18 protein-coding genes are annotated in these 21,961 nt (G+C 67.4%); 10 read left to right on the forward strand and 8 right to left on the reverse strand.

Features of this window, described 5'->3' with window-relative positions; genetic code table 11:
• Window positions 1-14: 14 nt before the first annotated feature.
• The 5 genes from ABID97_RS01840 to ABID97_RS01860 form a co-directional block, all read right to left on the reverse strand.
• On the reverse strand, window positions 15-2,366 hold the full coding sequence (locus ABID97_RS01840) for a DUF1631 family protein (protein WP_354396872.1): 2,352 nt from the start codon (window positions 2,364-2,366) through the stop codon (window positions 15-17).
• Window positions 2,367-2,504: 138 nt separating this feature from the next.
• Complete coding sequence (secF, locus tag ABID97_RS01845; RefSeq protein ID WP_354396873.1) at window positions 2,505-3,458, reverse strand: protein translocase subunit SecF; 954 nt, start codon at window positions 3,456-3,458, stop codon at window positions 2,505-2,507.
• An 18-nt stretch (window positions 3,459-3,476) separates the two neighbouring features.
• The gene (gene secD, locus ABID97_RS01850; RefSeq protein ID WP_354396874.1) at window positions 3,477-5,360 is read right to left on the reverse strand and encodes a protein translocase subunit SecD; all 1,884 of its coding nucleotides are present in this window, start codon (window positions 5,358-5,360) and stop codon (window positions 3,477-3,479) included.
• Between the two features lie 82 nt (window positions 5,361-5,442).
• Complete coding sequence (gene yajC, locus ABID97_RS01855; protein ID WP_018905224.1) at window positions 5,443-5,778, reverse strand: preprotein translocase subunit YajC; 336 nt, start codon at window positions 5,776-5,778, stop codon at window positions 5,443-5,445.
• A 272-nt stretch (window positions 5,779-6,050) separates the two neighbouring features.
• Entirely contained in the window at window positions 6,051-9,659 is a 3,609-nt protein-coding gene (locus ABID97_RS01860) for an indolepyruvate ferredoxin oxidoreductase family protein (protein WP_354396875.1), read from the reverse strand.
• Between the two features lie 186 nt (window positions 9,660-9,845).
• Between ABID97_RS01860 and ABID97_RS01865 the strand changes: the two genes are divergently transcribed.
• The 10 genes from ABID97_RS01865 to ABID97_RS01910 all read left to right on the forward strand — a co-directional run bounded on the left by ABID97_RS01865 (window position 9,846) and on the right by ABID97_RS01910 (window position 19,481).
• Window positions 9,846-10,325, forward strand: coding sequence for an Lrp/AsnC family transcriptional regulator (locus ABID97_RS01865; protein ID WP_354396876.1), 480 nt, complete (start codon window positions 9,846-9,848; stop codon window positions 10,323-10,325).
• Between the two features lie 23 nt (window positions 10,326-10,348).
• Window positions 10,349-11,977: an MFS transporter gene (locus ABID97_RS01870; RefSeq protein ID WP_354396877.1), complete on the forward strand. Its 1,629-nt coding sequence runs from the start codon at window positions 10,349-10,351 to the stop codon at window positions 11,975-11,977.
• 150 nt (window positions 11,978-12,127) lie between these two features.
• Window positions 12,128-12,949, forward strand: a complete 822-nt coding sequence (locus ABID97_RS01875; protein ID WP_354396878.1) for a creatininase family protein — start codon at window positions 12,128-12,130, stop codon at window positions 12,947-12,949.
• On the forward strand, window positions 12,946-13,734 hold the full coding sequence (locus ABID97_RS01880) for an ABC transporter ATP-binding protein (protein WP_503012737.1): 789 nt from the start codon (window positions 12,946-12,948) through the stop codon (window positions 13,732-13,734). The genes ABID97_RS01875 and ABID97_RS01880 overlap by 4 nt, the downstream gene beginning before the upstream one ends.
• Complete coding sequence (locus tag ABID97_RS01885) at window positions 13,718-14,608, forward strand: ABC transporter permease (protein WP_354396879.1); 891 nt, start codon at window positions 13,718-13,720, stop codon at window positions 14,606-14,608. The genes ABID97_RS01880 and ABID97_RS01885 overlap by 17 nt, the downstream gene beginning before the upstream one ends.
• A complete protein-coding gene (locus ABID97_RS01890) occupies window positions 14,598-15,977 on the forward strand; it encodes an FAD-binding oxidoreductase (RefSeq protein ID WP_354396880.1) in 1,380 nt (459 codons plus the stop codon). Before ABID97_RS01885 ends, ABID97_RS01890 begins: the two co-directional genes overlap by 11 nt.
• 102 nt (window positions 15,978-16,079) lie before the next feature.
• A complete protein-coding gene (locus ABID97_RS01895; RefSeq protein ID WP_354396881.1) occupies window positions 16,080-17,108 on the forward strand; it encodes an ABC transporter substrate-binding protein in 1,029 nt (342 codons plus the stop codon).
• 143 nt (window positions 17,109-17,251) lie between these two features.
• Window positions 17,252-17,842, forward strand: a complete 591-nt coding sequence (locus ABID97_RS01900; protein WP_354396882.1) for an NAD(P)H-dependent oxidoreductase — start codon at window positions 17,252-17,254, stop codon at window positions 17,840-17,842.
• 20 nt (window positions 17,843-17,862) lie between these two features.
• Window positions 17,863-18,834 carry a PDR/VanB family oxidoreductase gene (locus ABID97_RS01905; RefSeq protein ID WP_354396883.1) on the forward strand — a complete coding sequence of 324 codons (972 nt, stop codon included), beginning with the start codon at window positions 17,863-17,865 and terminating at the stop codon, window positions 18,832-18,834.
• Window positions 18,831-19,481, forward strand: coding sequence for a TetR family transcriptional regulator C-terminal domain-containing protein (locus tag ABID97_RS01910; protein WP_354396884.1), 651 nt, complete (start codon window positions 18,831-18,833; stop codon window positions 19,479-19,481). Before ABID97_RS01905 ends, ABID97_RS01910 begins: the two co-directional genes overlap by 4 nt.
• On the opposite strand, the gene ABID97_RS01915 is transcribed toward ABID97_RS01910, so the two are convergent.
• From ABID97_RS01915 to otnI, 3 genes are read right to left on the reverse strand one after another with little or no spacing between them, the layout of a single operon-like run.
• Window positions 19,474-19,941 carry a RidA family protein gene (locus ABID97_RS01915; RefSeq protein WP_354396885.1) on the reverse strand — a complete coding sequence of 156 codons (468 nt, stop codon included), beginning with the start codon at window positions 19,939-19,941 and terminating at the stop codon, window positions 19,474-19,476. The two genes, ABID97_RS01910 and ABID97_RS01915, sit on opposite strands and share 8 nt — an antisense overlap.
• Window positions 19,938-21,134 (reverse strand): amidohydrolase family protein, encoded by a 1,197-nt coding sequence (locus ABID97_RS01920; RefSeq protein ID WP_354396886.1) that lies wholly within the window; start codon window positions 21,132-21,134, stop codon window positions 19,938-19,940. The genes ABID97_RS01915 and ABID97_RS01920 overlap by 4 nt, the downstream gene beginning before the upstream one ends.
• Window positions 21,131-21,949 carry a 2-oxo-tetronate isomerase gene (gene otnI / locus ABID97_RS01925; protein ID WP_354396887.1) on the reverse strand — a complete coding sequence of 273 codons (819 nt, stop codon included), beginning with the start codon at window positions 21,947-21,949 and terminating at the stop codon, window positions 21,131-21,133. The genes ABID97_RS01920 and otnI overlap by 4 nt, the downstream gene beginning before the upstream one ends.
• Window positions 21,950-21,961: the final 12 nt, after the last annotated feature.

The raw sequence follows: 21,961 nt of genomic DNA on the forward strand, positions 1-21,961 counted from the left end.
GCTGGCCGGACAGGCTAGTTCAGCAGCCGCTCCGGATTCGCATCGAGCTTGGCCAGCGCCTCGCGCGTGGCGCGCACGGTCAAGGTCTCTTCCTCGGCGGGCACCAGCAGGCCGGCCTGAAGGTAGTTGGCCAGCCGGCCGACCTGGATTAGGAAGCTGCGGCCGTCGGCGGTTGCAAACAGGTGCAGCTGCTTGCGGTCGCTGCGCCAGACGAACTGCACCTGGCTCACGCGCTCGTTGTGGTCGAGCATGAACCAGTTGCCCACTTCCAGTTCGTGGGCCCAGGCCAGCATGTCCTCGGCCGGGGCGCCGCCGGCGATATCGGCCACGACCTCGATCGAGGCCGCATCCACGCCCAGCAGCAGTTCGATGCTGTTCGCGTCGAGCGGCAGGCTGGAGGCACTGCCGTCGTCGCTGACGAAATCTTCCAGGTGCGCCAGGTGCGCGGCCATGGCTTCGATCTTGGCTGCCGGAATGGCTTCGGTCTTGGACAGGAAGGCATCGGACAAGGTCGCGCCGATGGTCTTGATGTGGGCCTCCTGCGGTTCGTCGATGACACCGAGCAGGTTCATGCCCAGGCGCAGGCGCTGCAACAGCTGCGGCAGGTCCTGGATCACGCGCGTGCGGTCCGCGCGGTTGGGCTTTGCGCTCGCGGCCCACACCAGTTCGGACGCCACGCGCTTGAGCATGACGGTCTGCTCGCCCTGCGCGCCGTAGCGCAAGGCGGCAATCGCCAGCACCTCGGCCCAGACCTTGAACAGGAACTCGCGGATCTCGTCGCGCACCGGCATGTCGTTGAGCATCTTGCGCAGCTCGATGGTGTACTGGATCGCCATCGTCTCCTTTTGCTCGACCTGCTGCGCCACGCTCATGACGCGCTGGGTGGCGTCGCTCTGCGTGAGATAGCGGTTCAGGAACGCGACGAACTCGTCGAACACCAGCTTGAACACGCGCTGCCCGGTTTCCGGGTATTGCTCGATCACCTGCACCACGCGCCGGATCTCGCCCTCGAGCGCACTGCCCGAGATCGCCGCCGCATCGAAACCCATCACGCAGGAGCCCATGCGGTCGATCAGCATGCGCGCGGGGTGCTGCAGCGTGCCGAAGAATTCGGGTTCGGCGATGGCCACCCGCAGCACGGGCATCTGCAGCCGCGCAAACCAGACGCGCGCCGAAAACGGAATGCGCTCCTCGGCAAGGATGGCCTGGAACATGAGCGCCACGATCTCGACCGTGGCCTTGTCGGCGGTGGTGGGCGCCCTTTTCTTAAGCTCGGCGCTGCGCCGCCGCAGGTCGACCGATGCCTGCTGGATGATGGTGGCCTGCTCTTCGGAGCCCTCCATGTACTGCGTGGCGGCCATCCGGTAGGCAGCCTCGGCCTCGGCGATGACGTTGGCAAAGGTCTTGGACGCGGCACGGGAAGTGGCGCCGCCGGCACCGGCATCCTGCACCCGGCCGTCCAGTCCTGTCGTCGTTGGCGAGGAGGAGACGTTGGAGAGGTCCGCGCCGATGCGGGCCGCAACGAAGCGCTTCAGGCTCAGGAGCGCGGTCTGCGCGCGCTGGCGCGCCACCAGGAGCGGCGAGCCGCCGGTGGTCGCGGCGGGCCCGGTAGCGCCGGAAGCCCGCGGCTGCGAGGGCGCCTCGAAGGCTTGCCGCTGCACGGCGCCGGTGGTGTTCACCGACGCCGGGACCGTCGACGGTCCGCTGCCTGAAGCGCCGGTTCGCCGGACGAAGCTCTTGAGATCGATCTCCGGCATCACGTCCCTGGAAATCAGGAAGGCGTTGGCATCTTCGTAGGCTTTGACGATCACGCCCACGAGCAGCTGCTGAACGGTGTCCTGCACGCGCGCCCAGAGCGTGCGGCTCAGGCCGGCCGCCAGCCACTGGTCGACCAGCAGCTTGGCCAGCGTTTCGGGCCGGAGCACGTCATGGGCGTCCAGTTCGCTGGAGCCCTCCAGATGCTGGATGCGCAGCCGCAGGTCGCTGAGCTCGAAGCTGGCCTTGTCGTGGATCACCTGTGCCAGCCGCGACGAAAGAATGCTGCTTTCCATCGCGTCGTCGTCGATGAGCTCCAGCCGCAGCTTGGCGTTCGACGACATGCCCGCCGTGGTGGACACGGTGTCGATCGATTTGCGCCAGCCGGTCTGCGCGAGCGCCACCCAATGCGAAGCCTGGCCCTGGAAAGCGACGAAGTCGTCGCGGCTCTCCTGCATGGCGCGGGCATTGCTCATTTCCGAAGCCTGTTGCGTCAGGCGGTCCCGGATGGCTTGTGCCAGCGGGGCGATCACGCCCCCGGTTGCCAGGACGAAACGCTCGCGCGTCTCGCGTGCGAGCTGCAGGGAAGAGGCGGACCGCGCAATGCTCATTGAAGGATCGGGAAGACCTGGGGGGCTCTGTGGGTTGGCAATGACCGAGAGCTTGCATCGGGAAACGCAACCGCACAAGTGTGCATTACCTTCGGCATTCTCGCTGGTCCCCGCCGCGCTCTTCTGCGATCCCCGGCTTCAGACCACCGCGCCCGCGTTCGGGTCGTCCGGACCGCCGTCGCGCTTGACCGGGCCCTTGACCAGATCCTCGCGCTTGACGCCCAGCCACATCGCGATGGCCGCCGCCACGAAGGCCGACGAGTAGATGCCGAAGCAGATGCCGATGGTCAGTGCGAGCGCGAAGTAGTGCAGCGTCGGACCGCCGAAGAAGAACATCGAGAGCACCACCAGCTGGGTGGATCCGTGCGTGATGATGGTCCGGCTGATGGTCGAGGTGATGGCGTTGTCGATGATTTCGACGGTGTTCATCTTGCGGTATCGGCGGAAATTCTCGCGCACCCGGTCGAAGATCACGACCGACTCGTTGACCGAATAGCCCAGCACCGCCAGCACGGCTGCCAGCACCGCCAGCGAGAACTCCCACTGGAAGAAGGCGAAGAACCCCAGGATGATGATCACGTCGTGCAGGTTGGCCAGCACCGTGGCCACGGCGAACTTCCATTCGAAGCGGAACGCCAGGTAGATCATGATGCCCACCACCACCATGCCCAGCGCCTTGAGGCCGTTGGTGGTGAGCTCGTCGCCCACCTGCGGACCGACCACCTCGATGCCGCGCTGCGTGGCCGACGGGTCGACCGCCTTGAGAGCCTGCATCACTTGCGCGCTCTGCTGGTCGGAGTTCATGCCCTTCTGGGCCGGCAGGCGGATCTGAACGTCGCGCGAAGTGCCGTAGCTCTGCACCTGCACGTCCGGATAGCCGAGCTTGCCGACAGCCTCGCGCACCTTGCCGATGTCGGCGGACTGCTGGTAGGCCACTTCCATCACGGTGCCGCCCGTGAACTCGACCGACAGGTGCAGCCCGCGGTGCAGCAGGAAGAACACCGCCAGCGCGAAGGTGACGAAAGAGATGATGTTCAGCACCAGCGCGTGGCGCATGAACGGGATGGTCTTGTGGATGCGGAAGAATTCCATGGCGCTTGTCCTTGACCTTTACTTGCCTTCGGCCACGGCGGTGCCGTCGGTCTTGGGACGCCAGACCGTGCCGATCGACACCGTCTTGAGCTTTTTCTTCTGGCCGTACCAGAAGTTGACGAGGCCGCGCGAGAAGAACACGGCGGAGAACATCGAGGTGACGATGCCGATGCAGTGCACCACCGCGAAGCCGCGGATCGGCCCGGAGCCGAAGGCCAGCAAGGCGATGCCGGCGATCAGCGTGGTCACGTTGGAGTCCAGGATCGTGCCCCAGGCGCGGTCGTAGCCGGCATGGATGGCGGCCTGCGGCGAGGCGCCGTTGCGCAGTTCTTCGCGCACGCGCTCGTTGATCAGCACGTTGGAGTCGATCGCCACGCCGATGGCCAGCGCCATGGCGGCGATGCCGGGCAGCGTGAGCGTGGCCTGCAGCATCGAGAGAATGGCCACCAGCAGCATCAGGTTGACGGCCAGCGCGATGGACGAGAACAGGCCGAACAGCGCGTAGTAGGCGCACATGAACACCATGATGGCCAGGAAGCCATACATCACGCTCTTGAAGCCCTTCTCGATGTTGTCGGCGCCCAGGCTCGGGCCGATGGTGCGTTCCTGGATGATTTCCATCGGTGCGGCCAGCGAGCCGGCGCGCAGCAGCAGCGCGAGGTCGGCGGCTTCGGCCACATTCATCGAACCCGAGATCTGGAAGCGGTTGCCGAGCTCGCCGTTGATCGACGGGGCCGTGAGCACTTCGCCCTTGCCCTTCTCGAAGATCAGCATGGCCATGCGCTTCTTGAAGTTCTCGCGGCTCACGTCGCGCATGATGCGGCCGCCCTTGGCGTCCATGGTCAAGTCGACCTTGGGCTGGTTGCTCTGCTGGTCGAAGCCGGGCTGCGCATCGGTGAGGTTCTCGCCGGTGACCAGCACCTGCTTCTTCACGATCACCGGGCGGCCGTTGCGCTCGAGGAATTTCTCCGAGCCGAAGGGCACCGGCCCGCCGCTCAGTTCGGCCGCGCGGCCTTCGGGGCTTTCGTCCACCAGGCGCATTTCGAGCGTGGCGGTGCGCCCGAGGATGTCCTTGGCCTTGGCGGTGTCCTGCACGCCGGGCAGCTGCACCACGATGCGGTCGAGTCCCTGCTGCTGGATCACCGGCTCGGCCACGCCGAGTTCGTTGATCCGGTTGTGCAGGGTGGTGATGTTCTGCTTCAGGGCCGCGTCCTGCAGCCGGCGCGCGGCCTCGGGCTTGATGGTGGCCGTGAGGCGCCAGAGGTTGCCTTCCTGGCTGTCGGTGGTGGAGAGATCCGGGAACTGGTCCTGGATCAGCTGCTTGGCCGACTGCAGTGCGGCGGCGTCGCGGAACGACACCTCGATGGCCTGGCCGTTGCGGTTCACCGAGGTGCCGCGGATGCCCTTGTCGCGGAAGGTGGTGCGCAGGTCGCCCGCGAACGATTCCGCCTTCTTGTCGATGGCGCCCTTCATGTCGACCTGCAGCAGGAAGTCGACCCCGCCGCGCAGGTCGAGGCCCAGGTACATCGGGAACGCATGAAGCGCCGTCAGCCACGACGGGGAGCGCGACACCAGGTTCAGCGCCACCACGTACGACGGGTCCGCCGGATCGGGCACCAGCGCGCGCTGCACCGCATCGCGCGCCTTCAGCTGCTCGTCGGTGCTGGCGAAGCGCGCGCGCAGCGAACCGCCTTCGAGGGTGAACAGGTCGGGCGTGACCCCGGCTGTCTTCAGCGCCTCCTCGACCCGGCTCTGGGTGGCGGCGTCGACCTTGACGGTCGACTTGGCCGCGGAGACCTGCACCGCAGGCGCCTCGCCGAAGAAATTGGGCAGGGAATAGATCAACCCCACAAGCAGCACGATCACGATGATCGCGTACTTCCAGACCGGGTAACGGTTCATGAGAAAGCGCTTTTAGAAACGGGACACCGCGTGACCTGGGGCCTTGCGCCGCGAAGCGCAAGGCCGGCCGCGCCTTGGTTGGTTACTGCTTGACGGCGCCCTTGGGCAGGACCTGGACCACAGCGCTGCGCTGGATCTTGATCTCCACGCCATTGGCGATTTCAAGGCCGAGGTACTGGTCGCCCAGCGAGGTGATCTTGCCGAGGACGCCGCCGGCCGTCGCCACTTCATCGCCCTTGGCCAGCGCTTCGATCATGGCGCGGGCTTCCTTCTGGCGCTTCATCTGCGGACGGATCATGACGAAATACAGCACCACGAACATCAGCACCAGGGGCAGCATGCTGCCCAGCGAGGACAACATGTCGCCACCACCGGAAGCAGCGGGCGCGGTTTGGGCGAAAGCAGAGGAAATGAACAAGAGAGTCTCCAGCAGAGAGAAGAGGAATGTCAGAAGCGCGAGCCGGGCCCGCGGTTCCGCGGCCCCGTGAAAAAGGCCGCGAGCCAGAGCGCGGCGCGGCGTGGGCCACGCACGGCAGCGGGCATTGTATTCGTGGCAAGGCCCTGCCCCGTGCGCTTATCCGGCGCCGGGGACAGGGCTTTCCAGGCAAGCCGGCCGCGGCTGGCTTGCTCTGCTTTGAATAGCAGCCCCGCGAGCGGGCGAGCCGCCAGAGGCCGGGCCGCCCGCGAAACTCAGGCCGCCGAGCGCTGGGCCGGCTGCGGGTTGCGCCACTTGGCGAGCAGTTCGCTCCAGCGGGTGCGGGCCGCCGCCAGGTTGCGCTCCTTCACGTGGCCGTAGCCGCGGATCTGCTCGGGCAGGCTCGCAATTTCGAGCGCCAGGGCGTGGTTGTCGCCGTTCAGGCGCGACACCACCTCCTCGATGGCTGCCCGGTACTCGCCGATCAGTGCGCGCTCGGTCTTGCGCTCGTCGGTGCGCCCGAAGATGTCCAGCGCCGTGCCGCGCAGGCCCTTGAAGCGGGCCAGCAGCCTGAAGCCGGTGAGCATCCAGGGGCCGAACTTCTGCTTCTGCAGCTCGCCCTTGGCGTTCTTCTTCGCGATGAGGGGCGGTGCCAGGTGGTAGTTGAGCTTGAAGTCCTTGCCCATCTGGCCTTCGAACATGCCCTCGACACGGTCCAGGAACGCGCGGTCGGTGTGCAGGCGCGCCACCTCGTACTCGTCCTTGTAGGCCATGAGCTTGAACAGGTAGCGGGCGACGGTTTCTGTGAGCGCGGTCTTGCCCAGCACCGATTCGGCCTGCCGCACCTTGCCCACGAACTGCCGGTATTCGTCGGCATAGGCCGCGTTCTGGTAGCCCGTGAGGAACTCGGCGCGGCGCGCCACCAGGCTCTCGACGCTCTCGCGCTTCTTGAACTCGATCACCTGGCCCGGGCGCACGCGCTTTTGCAGCGCGGCCGGATTCGCGGCCGCCTGGCGGCCCCATGCGAAGGCGGCCTTGTTGTTGTCGATGGCCACGGCATTGAGTTCGATGGCGCGCATCAGCGATTCCAGCGCCAGCGGGATCCAGCCCTTTTGCCAGGCAAAGCCGAGCAGCATCGGATTGGCGTAGAGGCTGTCGCCCATCAGCGTGGTGGCGGCGGCATCGGCGTCGAAGGTGCCGAGCGCTTCCGGGCCGACGACCCGCGCGATCTGGTTCGCGCAGTCGTCCTGCGGATTGACCCAGTTGGCGTTGCGCACGAAGGCGGCCGTGGGCGTGCTGTGGGTATTGAGCGCCACGTGCGTGCGGCCTTCGCGCATGCGCGCCAGGGTTTCCGCGTTGACGGCCACCAGCGGATCGGCCGCCAGGATCAGGTCGGCCGCGGCGGTGCCCACGCGGGTGGTGCGGATCGCGTCCTGGGAGGCGCCGATGAGCGCATGGCTCCAGGTGGCGCCGCCCTTCTGCGCGAGCCCGGCGGCGTCTTGCGTGACGATGCCCTTGCCCTCGATGTGCGCCGCCATGCCCAGCAGCTGGCCGATGGTGATGACGCCCGTGCCGCCGACGCCGGCGACCACGATGCCCCAGACCTGGTCTTCGGCCAGCGCCGGCACGACCGGGTCGGCCAGCGGACCGAGTTCGAACGGCGAATCGGCCTTGTTCCTGGACTTTTTCTTGAGCTGGCCGCCTTCGACCGTGACGAAGCTGGGGCAGAAGCCCTTGAGGCAGCTCATGTCCTTGTTGCAGCTGCTCTGGTTGATGGTGCGCTTGCGGCCGAACTCGGTCTCGAGCGGCTCCACCGACAGGCAGTTGCTCTTCACGCTGCAGTCGCCGCAGCCTTCGCAGACCAGGTCGTTGATGACCACGCGCTTGGCGGGATCGACGGCCGTGCCCCGCTTGCGGCGGCGGCGCTTCTCGGTGGCGCAGGTCTGGTCGTAGATGATGGCCGTGGTGCCGGCGATCTCGCGGAACTCGCGCTGGATCTCGTCGAGCAGGTCGCGATGCTTCACCGCCACATGGTCGCCGGGGATGGTCACGCCTTCGTATTTCTCGGGCTCGTCGGTCACGATGACGACCTTCTTCGCGCCTTCGGCATGCAGGCTCTCGGCAATCTGCAGCACCGAGTGGCCCTCGGGCCGCTCGCCGACCTGCTGGCCACCGGTCATGGCGACGGCGTCGTTGTAGAGGATCTTGTAGGTGATGTTCACGCCCGCGGCAATGCTCTGCCGGATGGCGAGCAGCCCGCTGTGGAAGTAGGTGCCGTCGCCCAGGTTCGCAAAGATGTGCTGGTCGGTGGTGAAAGGCTGCTGGCCGACCCATGGCACGCCCTCGCCGCCCATCTGCGTGAAGCCGATGGTGGAGCGGTCCATCCAGGTCGCCATGAAGTGGCAGCCGATGCCGCCCATGGCACGCGAGCCTTCGGGCACCACGGTGCTGGTGTTGTGCGGGCAGCCCGAGCAGAACCAGGGCTGGCGGTCGGCGCCCTGCACGCCACCCACCTTGAGCACTTCCATCGAGCGCTCCTTGGCTTCGAGGATGGCGATCTGCGCATCGATGCGCGCATGCATGTCGGCGCCGGCCTGGTCCAGGATGCCGAGCTTGCGCAGGCGCTGCGCAATGGCCTTGGCGATGAGCGCCGGGTTCAGGTCGGCGTTGGCGCGCAGCAGCGTGTTGGCCGTGGGGTTGGGCATGGCCCATTCGCCGCCAGAGAAATCGCCGTCGAGCTCGTTGAACTTGCCCAGAACGTTGGGCCGCACGTCGGCGCGCCAGTTGTAGAGCTCTTCCTTCAGCTGGTATTCGATGACCTGCCGCTTTTCTTCCACCACCAGGATCTCTTGCAGGCCGGTGGCGAAGTCGCGCGTGAGCTGCGCCTCCAGCGGCCACACCACGCCCACCTTGTGCAGCCGGATGCCCAGTTGGCGGCAGGTGGCGTCGTCCAGGCCCAGGTCGATCAGGGCCTGGCGCGTGTCGTTGTAGGCCTTGCCGCTGGCCATGATGCCGAAGCGGTCGTTCGGGCCTTCGATCACGTTGTGGTTGAGCCGGTTGGCGCGGATGTAGGCCAGCGCGGCATACCACTTGTAGTGCATGAGCCGCGCCTCCTGCTCGAGCGCGTGGTCCGGCCAGCGGATGTGCAGGCCGCCGGGCGGCATCTGGAAATCGGTGGGAATGACGATCTCGACACGGTCCGGGTCGATCATCGCCGTGGCGCTCGACTCGACGATTTCCTGGATCGTCTTCATGCCCGACCACACGCCCGAGAAGCGGCTCATGGCGAAGGCGTGGATGCCCAGGTCCAGGATCTCCTGCACGTTCGTCGGAAAGAACACCGGCGTGCCGCAGGCCTTGAAGATGTGGTCGCTCTGGTGCGCCGCCGTGCTGCTCTTGGAGATGTGGTCGTCGCCCGCCACCGCGATCACGCCGCCCCATTCGGTCGTGCCGGCCATGTTGGCGTGCTTGAAGACGTCGGAGCAGCGGTCCACGCCCGGGCCCTTGCCATACCAGATGCCGAAGACGCCGTCGAACTTGTTGGTGCCCGCGGGCGAGAAGCCCAGCTGCTGCGTGCCCCATAGCGCCGTGGCGGCCAGCTCTTCGTTCACGCCCGGCTGGAAGACGATGTTCTGTTCCTTCAGGAACTTGCTGGCCTTCCACAGCGCCTGGTCGTAGCCGCCAAGCGGCGAGCCCCGGTAGCCGCTGATGAAGCCCGCCGTGTTCTTGCCGGCCTGCTTGTCGCGCAGGCGCTGCAGCATCGGCAGCTTGACCAGCGCCTGCACCCCGCTCATGAAGGCCCGGCCGTAGTCGAGGCTGTATTTGTCGTCGAGCGTGACGGTTTCCAGCGCCTTGCGGATGTGCTCGGGCAGCGGTGCGTTCATATCTGTCGTCTCCTGGTGGCGGGGCCTCGTGGGCCTGGCTGTCTGGCTGATGCCTGTGGGTCTGTGCCCGGGTAGGGCGCGAGCCCATGATCACGCAAAGTGTATGCCGGGGCTCGCGACAGGTGTTTGCGTTCTTTGCCCCTGGAAAGCGGCTTTCAGAAAGAATCTTGCTTAAGATAGGCTCTTATGGAAAGCATTGACAAGTTCGACCTGTCCATCCTGCAAGAACTGCAGGCCGATGGCCGCCTGACCAACGCCGAGCTTGCGCAGCGCGTGGGGCTTTCTGCCGCACCCTGCTGGCGCCGCGTGCGCGCGCTGGAAGAGGCCGGCTTCATCAAGGGCTACCACGCCGAGATCGACCGCCACAAGATCGGGCTCGGCGTGCTCGCTTTCGTGCGCGTGGACACCGAACGCGTCACCAACGACGCCACCCTGAAGCTGGAAGACGCGATCCGCAAGCTGCCTGAAGTGGTGGCCTGCCACTACATCAGCGGCACCGGCACCTTCGAGCTGCAGGTGGTGGCGCAGGACCTGGACAGCTTTTCGGCGTTCGCGCGGCGGCACCTCATGAACCTGCCCAACGTGAAAGACCTGCACACCAGCTTCTCGCTGGGCGAGGTGAAGGCCAGCAGCGCGCTGCCGCTGGCGCACCTGTCGGCCAGGTAGCGTCGGCGACAATGGCGGACCCGATGCCACCGATATCGCCCGAAGAGACACCCATCCCCCCCGCGCGGCCGCAACCGCCGAAGTTCGCCGCGCTCGTGCCGCTCAAGCTGCCCGTGTTCCGCATGCTGTGGAGCACCTGGCTCATCGCCAACATCTGCATGTGGATGAACGACGTGGCGGCGGCATGGATGATGACCTCGCTCACCACCTCGCCCATCTGGGTGGCGCTGGTGCAGTCGGCCTCCACCCTGCCGGTGTTCCTGCTCGGGCTGCCCAGCGGGGCGCTGGCCGACATCCTCGACCGCCGGCGCTGGCTCGTGGCCACGCAGTTCTGGCTGGCGGGCACGGCCATCGTGCTGTGCGCGGCCATCGCGCTGGAGATGATGACCGCGCCGCTCCTGCTGGCGCTCACCTTCGCCAACGGCATCGGCCTGGCGCTGCGCTGGCCGGTGTTCTCGGCCATCGTGCCCGAGCTGGTGCCGCGGCCGCAGCTGCCGGCGGCCCTGGGGCTGAACGGCATCGCGATGAACGCCTCGCGCATCATCGGCCCGCTCACGGCCGGCATGCTGATCGCCAGCGCGGGCAGCGTCTGGGTGTTCGCGCTCAACGCGGTGCTGTCGGTCGCCTCGGGCTTCGTGGTGCTGCGCTGGCGGCGCGAGCACACGCCCAACCCCCTGGGCCGCGAGAAGCTCATCAGTGCGATGCGCGTAGGCGTGCAGTTCGTCTGGCAGTCGCAGCGCATGCGCGCGGTGCTCTCGCGCATCACCATCTTCTTCTTCCATTCCACGGCCCTGCTCGCGCTGCTGCCGCTGCTGGCACGCAACCTCAAGGGCGGGGGCGCCGGCACCTTCACGCTGCTGTTGGCCGCCATGGGCGCGGGCGCGATCGTCGCGGTGCTGTTCCTGCCGCGGCTGCGCCAGGCGCTGGGCCGCGACCAGCTGGTGCTGCGCGGCACCGTGCTGCAATCGCTCGCCACCGGCGTGATGGCCTTTGCGCCCAACGCATGGGTTGCGGTGCCCGCGATGTTCTTCGGCGGCATGGCGTGGATCACGGTGGCCAACTCGCTCTCGGTCTCGGCGCAGCTCGCGCTGCCCGACTGGGTGCGCGCGCGCGGCATGTCGACCTACCAGATGGCGATCATGGGCGCGAGCGCGATCGGCGCGGCGCTCTGGGGCCAGGTGGCCACGGTCTCCGACCTGCGTTCGAGCCTCGAGATCGCCGCGCTGAGCGGCACGCTGCTGATGCTCGCGGCGCTGCGCTGGGTGACCGACGTCTCGGGCGAGGAAGCCGACATGAGCCCGGCACGCGCCGGCTGGGCGGCAGGCCCGCCGGCCGAGACACCGGAAGAAAACGGCCGCGTGGTCATCACGATCGAATACATGATCGACCCCGCGCGCGCGGCCGCCTTCCACCTGGTGATGCACCAGACCCGCCGCGCCCGCCTCGGGCAAGGCGCCGTCGGCTGGGAGCTGCTGCACGACATCTCGGAGCCGGCGCGCTACGTGGAACAGATCGTGGACGAAAGCTGGACCGACCACCTGCGCCGCTTCAACCGCGCCACCGCCGCCGACATGGCGTTGCGCGAGCGGCGGCTGGCGTTCCATGTCGGCGAATCGCCGCCGGTGGTCACGCGATACGTCGTCAGGCGCTGAACCGTCCGGCTGCCCCGGCTACCCCCAAGGCAGCGCCCTGGGTACTGCGGCCGGCCGCATGTGGGTATCTACCGAGTCATCTTTTTTTGACCGATTGGATAATTTAGCTCATCATCCCGCCTGATTGCCCCCACCACGAGGTACGCCACGATGAACCCGGTCCCCTTGCGAAGCCGCTTCTGGTCCGACCTGACCAGCGAAGAGTTCTCCCGCCTCGACCGCGAACGGCTCATCGCGGTCCTGCCCGTGGGCGCCACCGAGCAGCACGGTCCGCACCTGCCGATGTCCACCGACACCGCCACCATCGACGGCATGGTGCGCGCCACGCTCCCTCACCTGCCGGACGACCTGCCGGTGCTCTTCTTGCCCACCGTGCCGTATGGCAAGAGCAACGAGCATTCGCGCTACCCGGGCACGCTCACCGTGTCGGCCACCACGCTGATCTCGCTGTGGACGGACATCGGCGCCTGCGTTGCCAGGGCGGGCGTGCGCAAGCTGGTGCTCTACAACAGCCATGGTGGCCAGATGAGCGTGATGGACATCGTCGCGCGCGACCTGCGCGAGGCGCACGGCATGATGGTCGTGGCCGCCAACTGGTACACGCTGGGGCTCCCCGAAGGGCTTTTCACCGCGCACGAGGGCAGGCACGGCATCCACGCCGGCGACCTCGAAAGCTCGGTGATGCTGCATCTCGCGCCCGACTACGTGCGCAAGGACCGGTTCCAGAACTTCAGCTCGATGACCGAGCAACTGGCCGCCGAGAACAAGTTTCTCTCCATCACCCCCACCGGCAAGCTCGGCTGGCAGATGCACGACATCAACCCCGAGGGCGCGGCCGGCGACGCCACCCGCGCCACCGCCGAGAAGGGCGCCGCGGTGCTCGAGCACGTGGGCCGCCGCTTCGCCCTACTGCTGCAAGAGGTCGACCGCTTCCCGCTCTCGCGACTTGCCAACGAGCCGGCCTGGAAATGAGCGCCGCCGCCACCCCGCCGCTGGTCAGCCTGCGCCACGTCAGCAAGCGCTTTGCCAACGGCACGCTGGCGCTGCAGGGCATGACGCTCGACATCGGCGAGCACGACTTCATCAGCTTTCTCGGCCCCTCGGGCTGCGGCAAGAGCACGGCGCTGCGGCTCATCGCCGGGCTCACGCGGCTCAGCTCGGGCGAGATGCAGTGGTCCGGCGCCAACACCGGCCAGACGCAGAGCGACCGCGACCTGGGCTTCGTGTTCCAGGAGCCCACGCTCATGCCATGGGCCAAGGTGTTCGACAACGTGTGGCTGCCGCTCAAGCTGGCGGGCCAGAGCCGCGACGCGGCCGCGCCCGTCGTGCGGCAGGTGCTCGAGATGGTGGGCCTCTCGCGCTTCGCCGACGTGTATCCGCGCGAACTTTCCGGCGGCATGAAGATGCGCGTGTCGATCGCGCGCGCGCTGGTCACGCATCCGCGGCTCCTGCTGATGGACGAGCCCTTTGCCGCCCTCGACGAGATGACGCGCATCAAGCTCAACAACGACCTGTTGGCCATCTGGCGCGAACACCGCTTCTCGGTGGTGTTCGTCACGCACAGCGTCTACGAGTCGGTGTACCTCTCGAACCGCATCGTGGTGATGGCCGCGCGGCCGGGCCGCGTGATCGACGAGATCCGCATCGACGAGCCGTACCCGCGCGGCGAGGACTTCCGCACCTCGAGCCGCTACAACGCGCACTGCACCGCGGTGTCGCGGTCCCTGCATGGAGCGCTGCATGACGTCGATCACTGAGCCTGCAGCGGCGTCCGAGCTGCCGATGGATGCGGCCGACGTGGCCCCCTCCGAAGCGATGCTGCGCGCGCATGAAGACAGGCTGCGCCGTCGCGAATCGATGCTGCGCATCGTGGTGCCCGCCGCCATCGTCATGGTTCTGTTGCTGGCGTGGGAATGGATGGTCCGCGCCAACAACATCCCGCACTACATCCTGCCCGCGCCCTCGCTCATCCTGCGGACGCTGTTCGACAACTGGGGCTCGCTGTCCAGCGCGCTGTGGTTCACGGTGAAGCTCACGCTGCTGGCGCTCGGCGCGGCCATCGTGGGCGGCGTGCTGCTGGCGATCGCGTTCGCGCTCTTCAAGTGGGTGGAGATCGGGCTGTTCCCGATCGCGGTGATCCTGCAGGTGACGCCGATCATCGCGATCGCGCCGCTGATCCTCATCTATGTGTCGAGCACCACCGCCGCATTGCTGCTGTGCGCGTGGATCGTGGCGTTCTTTCCGATCCTGTCGAACACCGTCATCGGGCTCAAGAGCGCCGACAGCAACCTGCGCGACCTGTTCCAGCTCTACAAGGCCTCGCCATGGCAGACCTTCCGCTACCTGCTCGCACCCAGCGCGCTGCCCTATTTCATGGCGGGCCTGAAGATCGCGGGCGGGTTGAGCCTGATCGGCGCCGTGGTGGCCGAGTTCACGGCCGGCACCGCGGGCAAGGAAACCGGACTGGCTTCGCGCATCCTCGAATCGAGCTTCCGCACCGAAATCCCGATGATGTTCGCGGCGCTGCTGCTGGTGTCCCTGCTCGGGATCGTGATCTTCATCGTGTTCGCCGCCCTGTCGCGGCTCGTGCTCGGCCACTGGCACGAGAGTGAGATGCGCCGTGAACGCTAGGACCCTCGCGCCTGTTGTCGACTGGGACGCCGTGCGCGAAGACCTGCGCGGCCTCAACGTCATCACCGCACCGGGCCAGCGCAGGCAGCTGTCCAAAGACTTCTACTGGTACAGCCCGATCCTCACCGCGCAGCTCGCGGGCTGCGTGGCCGACCTGGTCGTCAAGGTCAGCACCGAGGATGACGTGCGCCAGGTTTGCGCGACGGCCGCCAAGTGGAAGCTGCCGCTCACGGTGCGCGCGGGCGGCACCGGCAACTACGGGCAGTGCGTGCCGCTCGAAGGCGGCATCGTGCTCGACGTGACGCAGATGTGCCGCGTGCTCGACCTCCAGCCCGGCCGAATTCGCGTGGAGGCCGGTGCGCGCATGCACGACATCGACCTGGCCGCGCGCGAGACCGGCCAGGCCTTGCGCATGTGGCCCTCGACCTGGCACGTGGCCAGCATCGGCGGCTTCATCGCGGGTGGCTTCGGCGGCATCGGCTCGTTCCGCCACGGCATCCTGCGCGATCCCGGCAACCTGCTGCGCGCGCGCGTGATGACGGTGGAGCGCGAGCCGCGCATCATCGAACTGCACGGCGACGAGATCCAGCAGGTGCATCATGCCTACGGCACCAACGGTGTGATCCTGGACGTGGAAGTCGCGCTGAGCCCCGCGGTCGAATGGGTGCATTGCACGGTGCTGTTCGAGACGTACCGCGGTGCGCTGGGCTTCGCCGTCGCAGCCGAGGCGCCCGCCCTCGACATCTTCCTGCTCTCGACCGTGGAGGCGCGCTTCTCGCCCTACTACACGGCCATGCGCGACCGCTTCCCGCCGAACCGGCATGCGGCGTTCGCCATGGTCGCACCCGGCTCGATGGCGGACTTCCGCGCGCTGGCTGCTGCGCACGGCGGCACCATGTCCGTTGCCGGCACGGAAGCCGAGCTGCTGGCCGAAGGCCTGCCGCCTGCCTACGAATGCGCGTTCAACCACACGACGCTGCAGGCGCTGAAGGCCGACCGCGGCTGGACCTACCTGCAGGTGGCCTATGCGCAGCCCTTCGACCCGGCGGTGGTGGAGCGCCACCTGCAGATCTTCGGGGACGAGGTGCTGCAGCACCAGGACTTCGCGCGCGCCGGCGACGAATGCGGCACCTTCGGCATCCTGCTGGTGCGCTGGAAAGGCGAGGCGCACCAGTACGAGGTGATCCGCGAGATCGAGTCGCAGGGCGGCTGCAAGATCTTCAACCCGCACGTGGTGACCATCGAGGACGGCGGCATGAAGACCATCGACTCGCAGCAGATCGAGTTCAAGAAGCGCAGCGATCCGATGGGGTTGATGAACCCTGGGAAAACGCGCGGCTGGACTTCGGACATGGCTGTGGAGCGTTGAGATGAACAACAGCGCCAGGAACAACAGCTCAGTCAGAAAATCCATCACAGGATCCGCCGCTGACATGAAAATCCACCCGCAGCATTCAACCCAGGAGTCCACATGCGCATTTCCGCCCTGACCATCCGTCCGCTTGCTCTAGCCCTCGCCCTCGCAGCCACCGCCCTCGCCGCGCAGGCGCAGGAAAAAGTGGTGTTCGCCACCAACTGGAAAGCCCAGGCCGGCCATGGCGGCTTCTACCAGGCACTGGTGGACGGGACCTACAAGAAATACGGCCTGGACGTCGACATCCAGCAGGGCGGCCCGATGGTCAACAACCGGCCGATGCTGCCCGCCGGCAAGGTCGACTTCCTGATGACCGGCAACCTGCTCCAGTCCTTCGACAACGTGAAGAACGGCGTACCAACCGTCGTGGTCGCGGCCTTCTTCCAGAAAGATCCGCAGGCCATGTTCGCGCATCCGGGCCAGGGCTTCGACACCTTCAAGGACATGGCGAAGGCGCCCGTCGCGTTCATCGGCAAGGACGGCCAGTTCAGCTTCTGGCAGTGGATGAAGTCGGAGCACGGCTTCAAGGATTCGCAGCTCAAGCCCTACACCTTCAACGTCGGCCCGTTCCTGGCCGACAAGAAGTCCATCCAGCAGGGCTACGCCATCTCCGAGCCGCTCTCGATCAAGGCCCAGGCCGGCTTCGACCCCGTGGTGCAGCTCCTGGCCGACAACGGCTTCTCGACCTATTCGACCACCATCGAGACGCGCGCCGACCTCGTCAAGACCAAGCCCGAGACCGTGCGCAAGTTCGTCGAGGCCTCGATCGTCGGCTGGAACAACTATCTCTACGGCGACAACAAGGCCGCCAACGAGATGATCGCCAAGATCAATCCCGACTCGCCCGTCGCCGCATCGCAGGGCTCCATCGAGCTCATGAAGAAGATGGGCATCGTCGACAGCGGCGAATCGCTCACCAAGGGCATCGGCGCGATGGACGAAGCCCGCGTGAAGGACTTCTACGACAAGATGGTGAAGGCCGGCTTGTACAAGGCCGGTGAGATCGATCTCTCGAAGGTCGTCACCACGCAGTTCGTCAACAAGGGCGTCGGCGTCGACGTTCGCAAGAAGCTCGCCGGAAAGTAGGCGCGCCCTTTTTCTCCCGTGGCCGCGCGGGGCTTGCGCCGGGGTCAGATGCCGGTGCCTGGATTGCCATAAGGCACCGCGCGGACCTTTCCTCGTTGGGCTCTGACCCCGTCTCGCCGACAGGCGATTCGGCCCTCTCTTTCATGAAAACGCTCGTCGTCCACTGCCATCCGAATCCCGACAGCTTCAACCACGCGCTCTACCGCACAGCGCTGCAAGCCCTCGAGCCGCGGCATCCCGTCAAGGCCATCGACCTGTATGCCGAAGGCTTCGATCCCACGCTGACGCGCGAAGAGCGCATCGCCTATCTCGACAACCCCGAACTGATCCGCGAACGCGTGAAGCCGCATGTCGAGGCCTTGCTGTGGGCCGAACACCTGGTGTTCGTCTACCCCACCTGGTTCCATGGACCGCCGTCCATGCTCAAGGGCTGGCTCGAACGGGTGTGGCTGCCGGGCGTGGCCTTTTTGCCGGCGGAGCGCAAGGGACAGATCGCCAAATCCGGGCTGCGGCACATCCGGCGGCTCACGGTGGTGACCACGGGCGGCTCGCCGCGCTGGTTCGTGATGGTCATCGGCGACCCGGGCCGGCGTCTCTTCACGCGCGCGCTGCGCGCGCTGTTCGCGTGGCGCTGCAAGGTGACCTGGCTGCAGCTGCACGACATGAACGCCGTGACCGAACGCGACCGCTCCCACTTCATCGAACGCGTTTCGCGCAAGCTGCAAAGCATCTAGCCCCGGAGACACCCCACACCATGAGCCCCGAACGCACGCTCACCGTCCGCGTCGAGCGCATCTCGCGCGAGACGCCGGAGATCCTGGCTTTCGAGCTCTCGCATCCATGGGGCCGCGCGCTGCCGGGCTACGAGCCGGGCGCGCACATCGACGTGCACATGCCCGGCGGCTTCTCGCGCCAGTATTCGCTGGCGCGCTGGTCTTCGGATGCACCGTCCAACGCGGCGTCGTATGTGATCGGCGTCAAGCGCGAGGCCGCGAGCCGCGGCGGCTCGGCCTCGATGCACGAGCGGGTGCGCGAAGGCGACCTGCTCGCCATCAGCGCGCCGCGCAACACCTTTCCGCTGCGCGCCGAAGCAGGGCGCCACCTGCTCCTGGCCGGCGGCATCGGCATGACGCCGCTGCTGGCGATGGCACAGGCGCTCGCGGCGGGCGGCGCGGACTTCACGCTGTGCATCTTCGCGCGCAGCGAGGAGCACCTGGCGTTCGCCAGCGCGCTGCGCGACCCCGCACTGGCAACGCATCTTCGCCTGCACCTCGACCAGGGCGACGCCTCGCAGCGCATCGACCTGCGCGCATTGCTCGCCGAACGCGCACCCGGCACCCACCTCTATGCCTGCGGCCCCGGCGGCTTCATGAAGGCCGTGCACGAAGCCGCCGCGCACTGGCCCGAAGACGCGCTGCATGCCGAGTACTTCGCCGCGCCGGACGGCGCCAAGACCACGACCGGCCTGCCCTTCACGCTGAACCTCGCGCAACGCGGCATCCGCGTGCAGGTGGCGGCCGACCAGACCGCCGTCGATGCGCTGCATGAAGTCGGCATCGACATCCCGGTGTCCTGCCAGCAGGGCCTGTGCGGCACCTGCGTGGTCGAAGGCGACGGCGAAGGCGCGGAGCACCGCGACCATTGCCTCACCGGCAGCGAGCGGCGCACGCGCGTGGCGCTGTGCTGTTCGCGCGCCAAGGGCCACGAACTGGTGCTGCAGCTGTGAGCATCGAAGAAAGCCACGGCGAGGCCCCCGCCACGCGCGGCCGGTCGCGCAAGTACACGCAGGTGCTCCGGCTCATCGACCAGGCGGCCATCGAGGTGTTCGCAAGCGAAGGGCTCGCCGGCGCATCGACCCAGGCCATCGCGGACAAGGCCGGGCTCTCGAAGGCGCAGCTGCACTACTACATCGGGAGCAAGGAGGCGCTCTACCGGCAGATCCTGCAGGACATCCTGGACGACTGGATCGTGGTGTTCGGCTTTGCCGACGAGGCCTTCGGTCCGCGCAAGGTGCTGGGCGACCTGATCCGCCGCAAGATGGTGTTCTCGTTCGAGCACCCGTTGCGCTCGCGCATCTTCACCGCCGAGATGATGCGCGGCGCGCCCGTGCTGGGCGGCATGATGGACACGAGCAAGGCCCGCACCGACCAGGCTGCGGCCGTGATCCGGAACTGGATGGACCAGGGCCTGATGGACAAGGCCGATCCGATGCTGGTGCTGTTCCACGTCTGGGCCGTGACCCAGTTCTATGCCGACCACGCGACGCAGGCCGCATACTTCCGCAACGTGGCCCAGGAGGGCGGCGACGAAGACCGGCGCTACCTGATCGAGCAGGTGACCGAGTTCCTGCTCAAGGGCGCGGGGGTCAAATAGTGCGGTGCTGCGGCAGGTACATGGTGGCTTCGACCTCGACCAGCACCTCGTCGCCCGGCAGGAAGCGCGACACCTCGACCACCGTGCTGACCGGCGGCTCGCCGGGATAGAACAGCCCGCGCACACGGTTGTAGAACGCGTAGTGCGGCAGGTGGCGAAAGTATTGCACCAGCTTGACGACATCTTCCATGGTGCCGCCATGCTCGGCCGCGATCTGGCGGATGCGCTCGAGCACGAACCAGCTCTGCGCCACGATCGGCGCCTCGAAGATGTCGACCGACATCTGCCCCGTGGCATAGCCCACGCCCTGCAAGGCCGTGCGCGCTTCCTCGGGAATGGCGTCGTAGCCGGCCACTGCGCGGCGCGTGGCCGGATCGACCGCCACCACGCCGCTCATGAAGACGAAATCGCCCACGCGCTTGGCGGCGGCGTAGTTGGCCATTGGCTTGCCCATGCTCATTGTGTCTGCTCCAGAATTCGGCCGCCGCGGATCACGGTGCGCTGGCGCCCGCGCGGCCCGATGAGTTCATGCTCGCCGGTGGCCGCGAGCAGCACCAGGTCGGCAGGGCAGCCGGGCGCGATGCGGCCGTCCCATGCAAGCCCCAGCGCCCGGGCGGGACTGACGGTGATCGCGTCGAGCCATTCGCCAGCAGGCGCGAGGTGCGCCATCTGCACGCCGAGCCCGAAAGTCTCCAGGAGGTCGTAGCTGCCATAGGGATAGAAGGCGTCCTGCACGTTGTCGGTTGCCAGGCTCGCACGCAAGCCGCGTGCCGCCGCCTCGCGGATGCGCGTGATGCCGCGCGGCACGGGCGTGCGGTCCCAGGCACCCTGGAGATACAGGTTGGTGGTCGGCAGCGCGACGATGTGCAGGCCGGCACCGGCGCACAGCGCGAGGGTTTCGTTGGCCACGGCGTCATCCTGCATCGCCAGCGAACAGCAGTGGCCGCACACGACGCCATGCCGGAATTCGCGCGCGCGCGTCAGTTGCGCGATGCTGCGCAGGCCGCTGGCGTCGGCGTCGAGTCCCTCGTCGACATGAAAGTCGAGCCCGAGGCCCTGGTCCTGCGCCAGGTCGAACACGCGGCCCAGTTTGTGCACGAGCCCCTCGTTGCGGTAGACGAAGGCGCCCAGCACACCGCCCGCGCGCTTCACCTCGCGTGCGATGCGCTCGCCAGCCTCGAGGTCCGCGAACAGGTCCAGCGGCGTGAGCGATACGAACTGCAGCTCGATGCGGCCGCGCCATTCGCGGCGCAAGGCTTCGAACACGGCGAGCGTGGCCGGCGGTTCGGCCTGCACCCAGTCGATGTGCGTGCGCAGCGCGCGCGTGCCCGCGTGCCAGGCCTCCTGCAATGCGCGTTCCATGCGCGGGCGCAGCGATTCGCCGGTCCAGCCCGCGCGGTGCCTGTCCATGCGCTCGATCGCGTCGAACAGGTTGCCCTCGGCCGCGCCGACTTCCGGCGCGGTGTAGTTCTTGTCGATGTGCACATGCGCCTCGACCAGCGCACTCAACAGGGTGCCGCGCGCCTCGGCCTGCGACGCGCTCGGCACGACGGCCTGCACGCGATCGCCCGCGAGCGTGACGTCGAACACTTGCGCATCGTCCGCGTCAAAGCCTCGCAGACGCTGTGGAATGCGCAGCGCCTCGAGCTTCATGCGCGCTGCTGCAATGCCCGCAGCCAGCCCAGGCCCGCCGAGGTGCCGCCGGGCGCCATGCCGCGACTCGGCCGGTACTCGCAGCCGATCCAACCCTGCCAGCCGCCCTCTGCCGACACCTCGTCGATCAGGTCGAACAGATACGGGTAGTTCTGCTCGCCGATGTCGGGCTCGTGGCGTTCGGGCACGCCGGCGATCTGGATGTGGCCCACGCGGCCGGTCGGCAGGTACTTGCGGATCTTCATCGCCACGTCGCCCTCGACGATCTGGCAGTGGTACAGGTCCATCTGCACCTTGAGGTTGGGCGCACCCACCATGTCGACGATCTCGTGCGCATGGTCCTGCCGGTTGAGAAAGAAGCGCGGAATGTCGCGCGTGTTGATCGGCTCGATCAGAACGTCGCGGCCGGCCTTGGCCGCTTCGGCGGCGGCCCAGCGCAGGTTGTCGACGTACACGGGCTGCACGGCCTCGCGCTCCAGGCCTTCGGGCACCAGGCCCGCCATGACGTGGATGCGCGGGCAGTCGAGCGCCACCGCATAGTCGATGGCCTTGGCAATGCCTTCGCGGAACTCGCTGTCGCGGCCCGGCAGGCACGCCAGGCCGCGCTCGCCGCCCTCCCAGTCGCCCGGCGGCGCGTTGAAGAGCACCTGCTGCAGGCCGTTGTCCTTCAGGCGGGCCGCGAGCTCGCGGCGCTCGTAGGGAAAGGGAAAGAGATATTCAACGGCCTTGAAGCCGTCTTTCGCAGCGGCTTCGAAGCGGTCGAGGAAGTCGAGCTCCGGATAGAGCATCGAGAGGTTGGCGGCGAATTGGGGCATGGCGTGTTTCTA

It is taken from the genome of Variovorax sp. OAS795 (genome assembly GCF_040546685.1).
Classification (GTDB): Bacteria; Pseudomonadota; Gammaproteobacteria; order Burkholderiales; family Burkholderiaceae_C; genus Variovorax.

Bases quoted from the DNA above. Each gene is read 5' to 3' on its own strand.
- ABID97_RS01840 (WP_354396872.1), bottom strand. From the start codon at position 2,366: ATGAGCATTGCGCGGTCCGCCTCTTCCCTGCAGCTCGCACGCGAGACG.
- secF (WP_354396873.1), bottom strand. From the start codon at position 3,458: ATGGAATTCTTCCGCATCCACAAGACCATCCCGTTCATGCGCCACGCG.
- secD (WP_354396874.1), bottom strand. From the start codon at position 5,360: ATGAACCGTTACCCGGTCTGGAAGTACGCGATCATCGTGATCGTGCTG.
- ABID97_RS01860 (WP_354396875.1), bottom strand. From the start codon at position 9,659: ATGAACGCACCGCTGCCCGAGCACATCCGCAAGGCGCTGGAAACCGTC.
- ABID97_RS01865 (WP_354396876.1), top strand. From the start codon at position 9,846: ATGGAAAGCATTGACAAGTTCGACCTGTCCATCCTGCAAGAACTGCAG.
- ABID97_RS01870 (WP_354396877.1), top strand. From the start codon at position 10,349: ATGCCACCGATATCGCCCGAAGAGACACCCATCCCCCCCGCGCGGCCG.
- ABID97_RS01875 (WP_354396878.1), top strand. From the start codon at position 12,128: ATGAACCCGGTCCCCTTGCGAAGCCGCTTCTGGTCCGACCTGACCAGC.
- ABID97_RS01880 (WP_503012737.1), top strand. From the start codon at position 12,946: ATGAGCGCCGCCGCCACCCCGCCGCTGGTCAGCCTGCGCCACGTCAGC.
- ABID97_RS01885 (WP_354396879.1), top strand. From the start codon at position 13,718: ATGACGTCGATCACTGAGCCTGCAGCGGCGTCCGAGCTGCCGATGGAT.
- ABID97_RS01895 (WP_354396881.1), top strand. From the start codon at position 16,080: ATGCGCATTTCCGCCCTGACCATCCGTCCGCTTGCTCTAGCCCTCGCC.
- ABID97_RS01900 (WP_354396882.1), top strand. From the start codon at position 17,252: ATGAAAACGCTCGTCGTCCACTGCCATCCGAATCCCGACAGCTTCAAC.
- ABID97_RS01905 (WP_354396883.1), top strand. From the start codon at position 17,863: ATGAGCCCCGAACGCACGCTCACCGTCCGCGTCGAGCGCATCTCGCGC.
- ABID97_RS01915 (WP_354396885.1), bottom strand. From the start codon at position 19,941: ATGAGCATGGGCAAGCCAATGGCCAACTACGCCGCCGCCAAGCGCGTG.
- ABID97_RS01920 (WP_354396886.1), bottom strand. From the start codon at position 21,134: ATGAAGCTCGAGGCGCTGCGCATTCCACAGCGTCTGCGAGGCTTTGAC.
- otnI (WP_354396887.1), bottom strand. From the start codon at position 21,949: ATGCCCCAATTCGCCGCCAACCTCTCGATGCTCTATCCGGAGCTCGAC.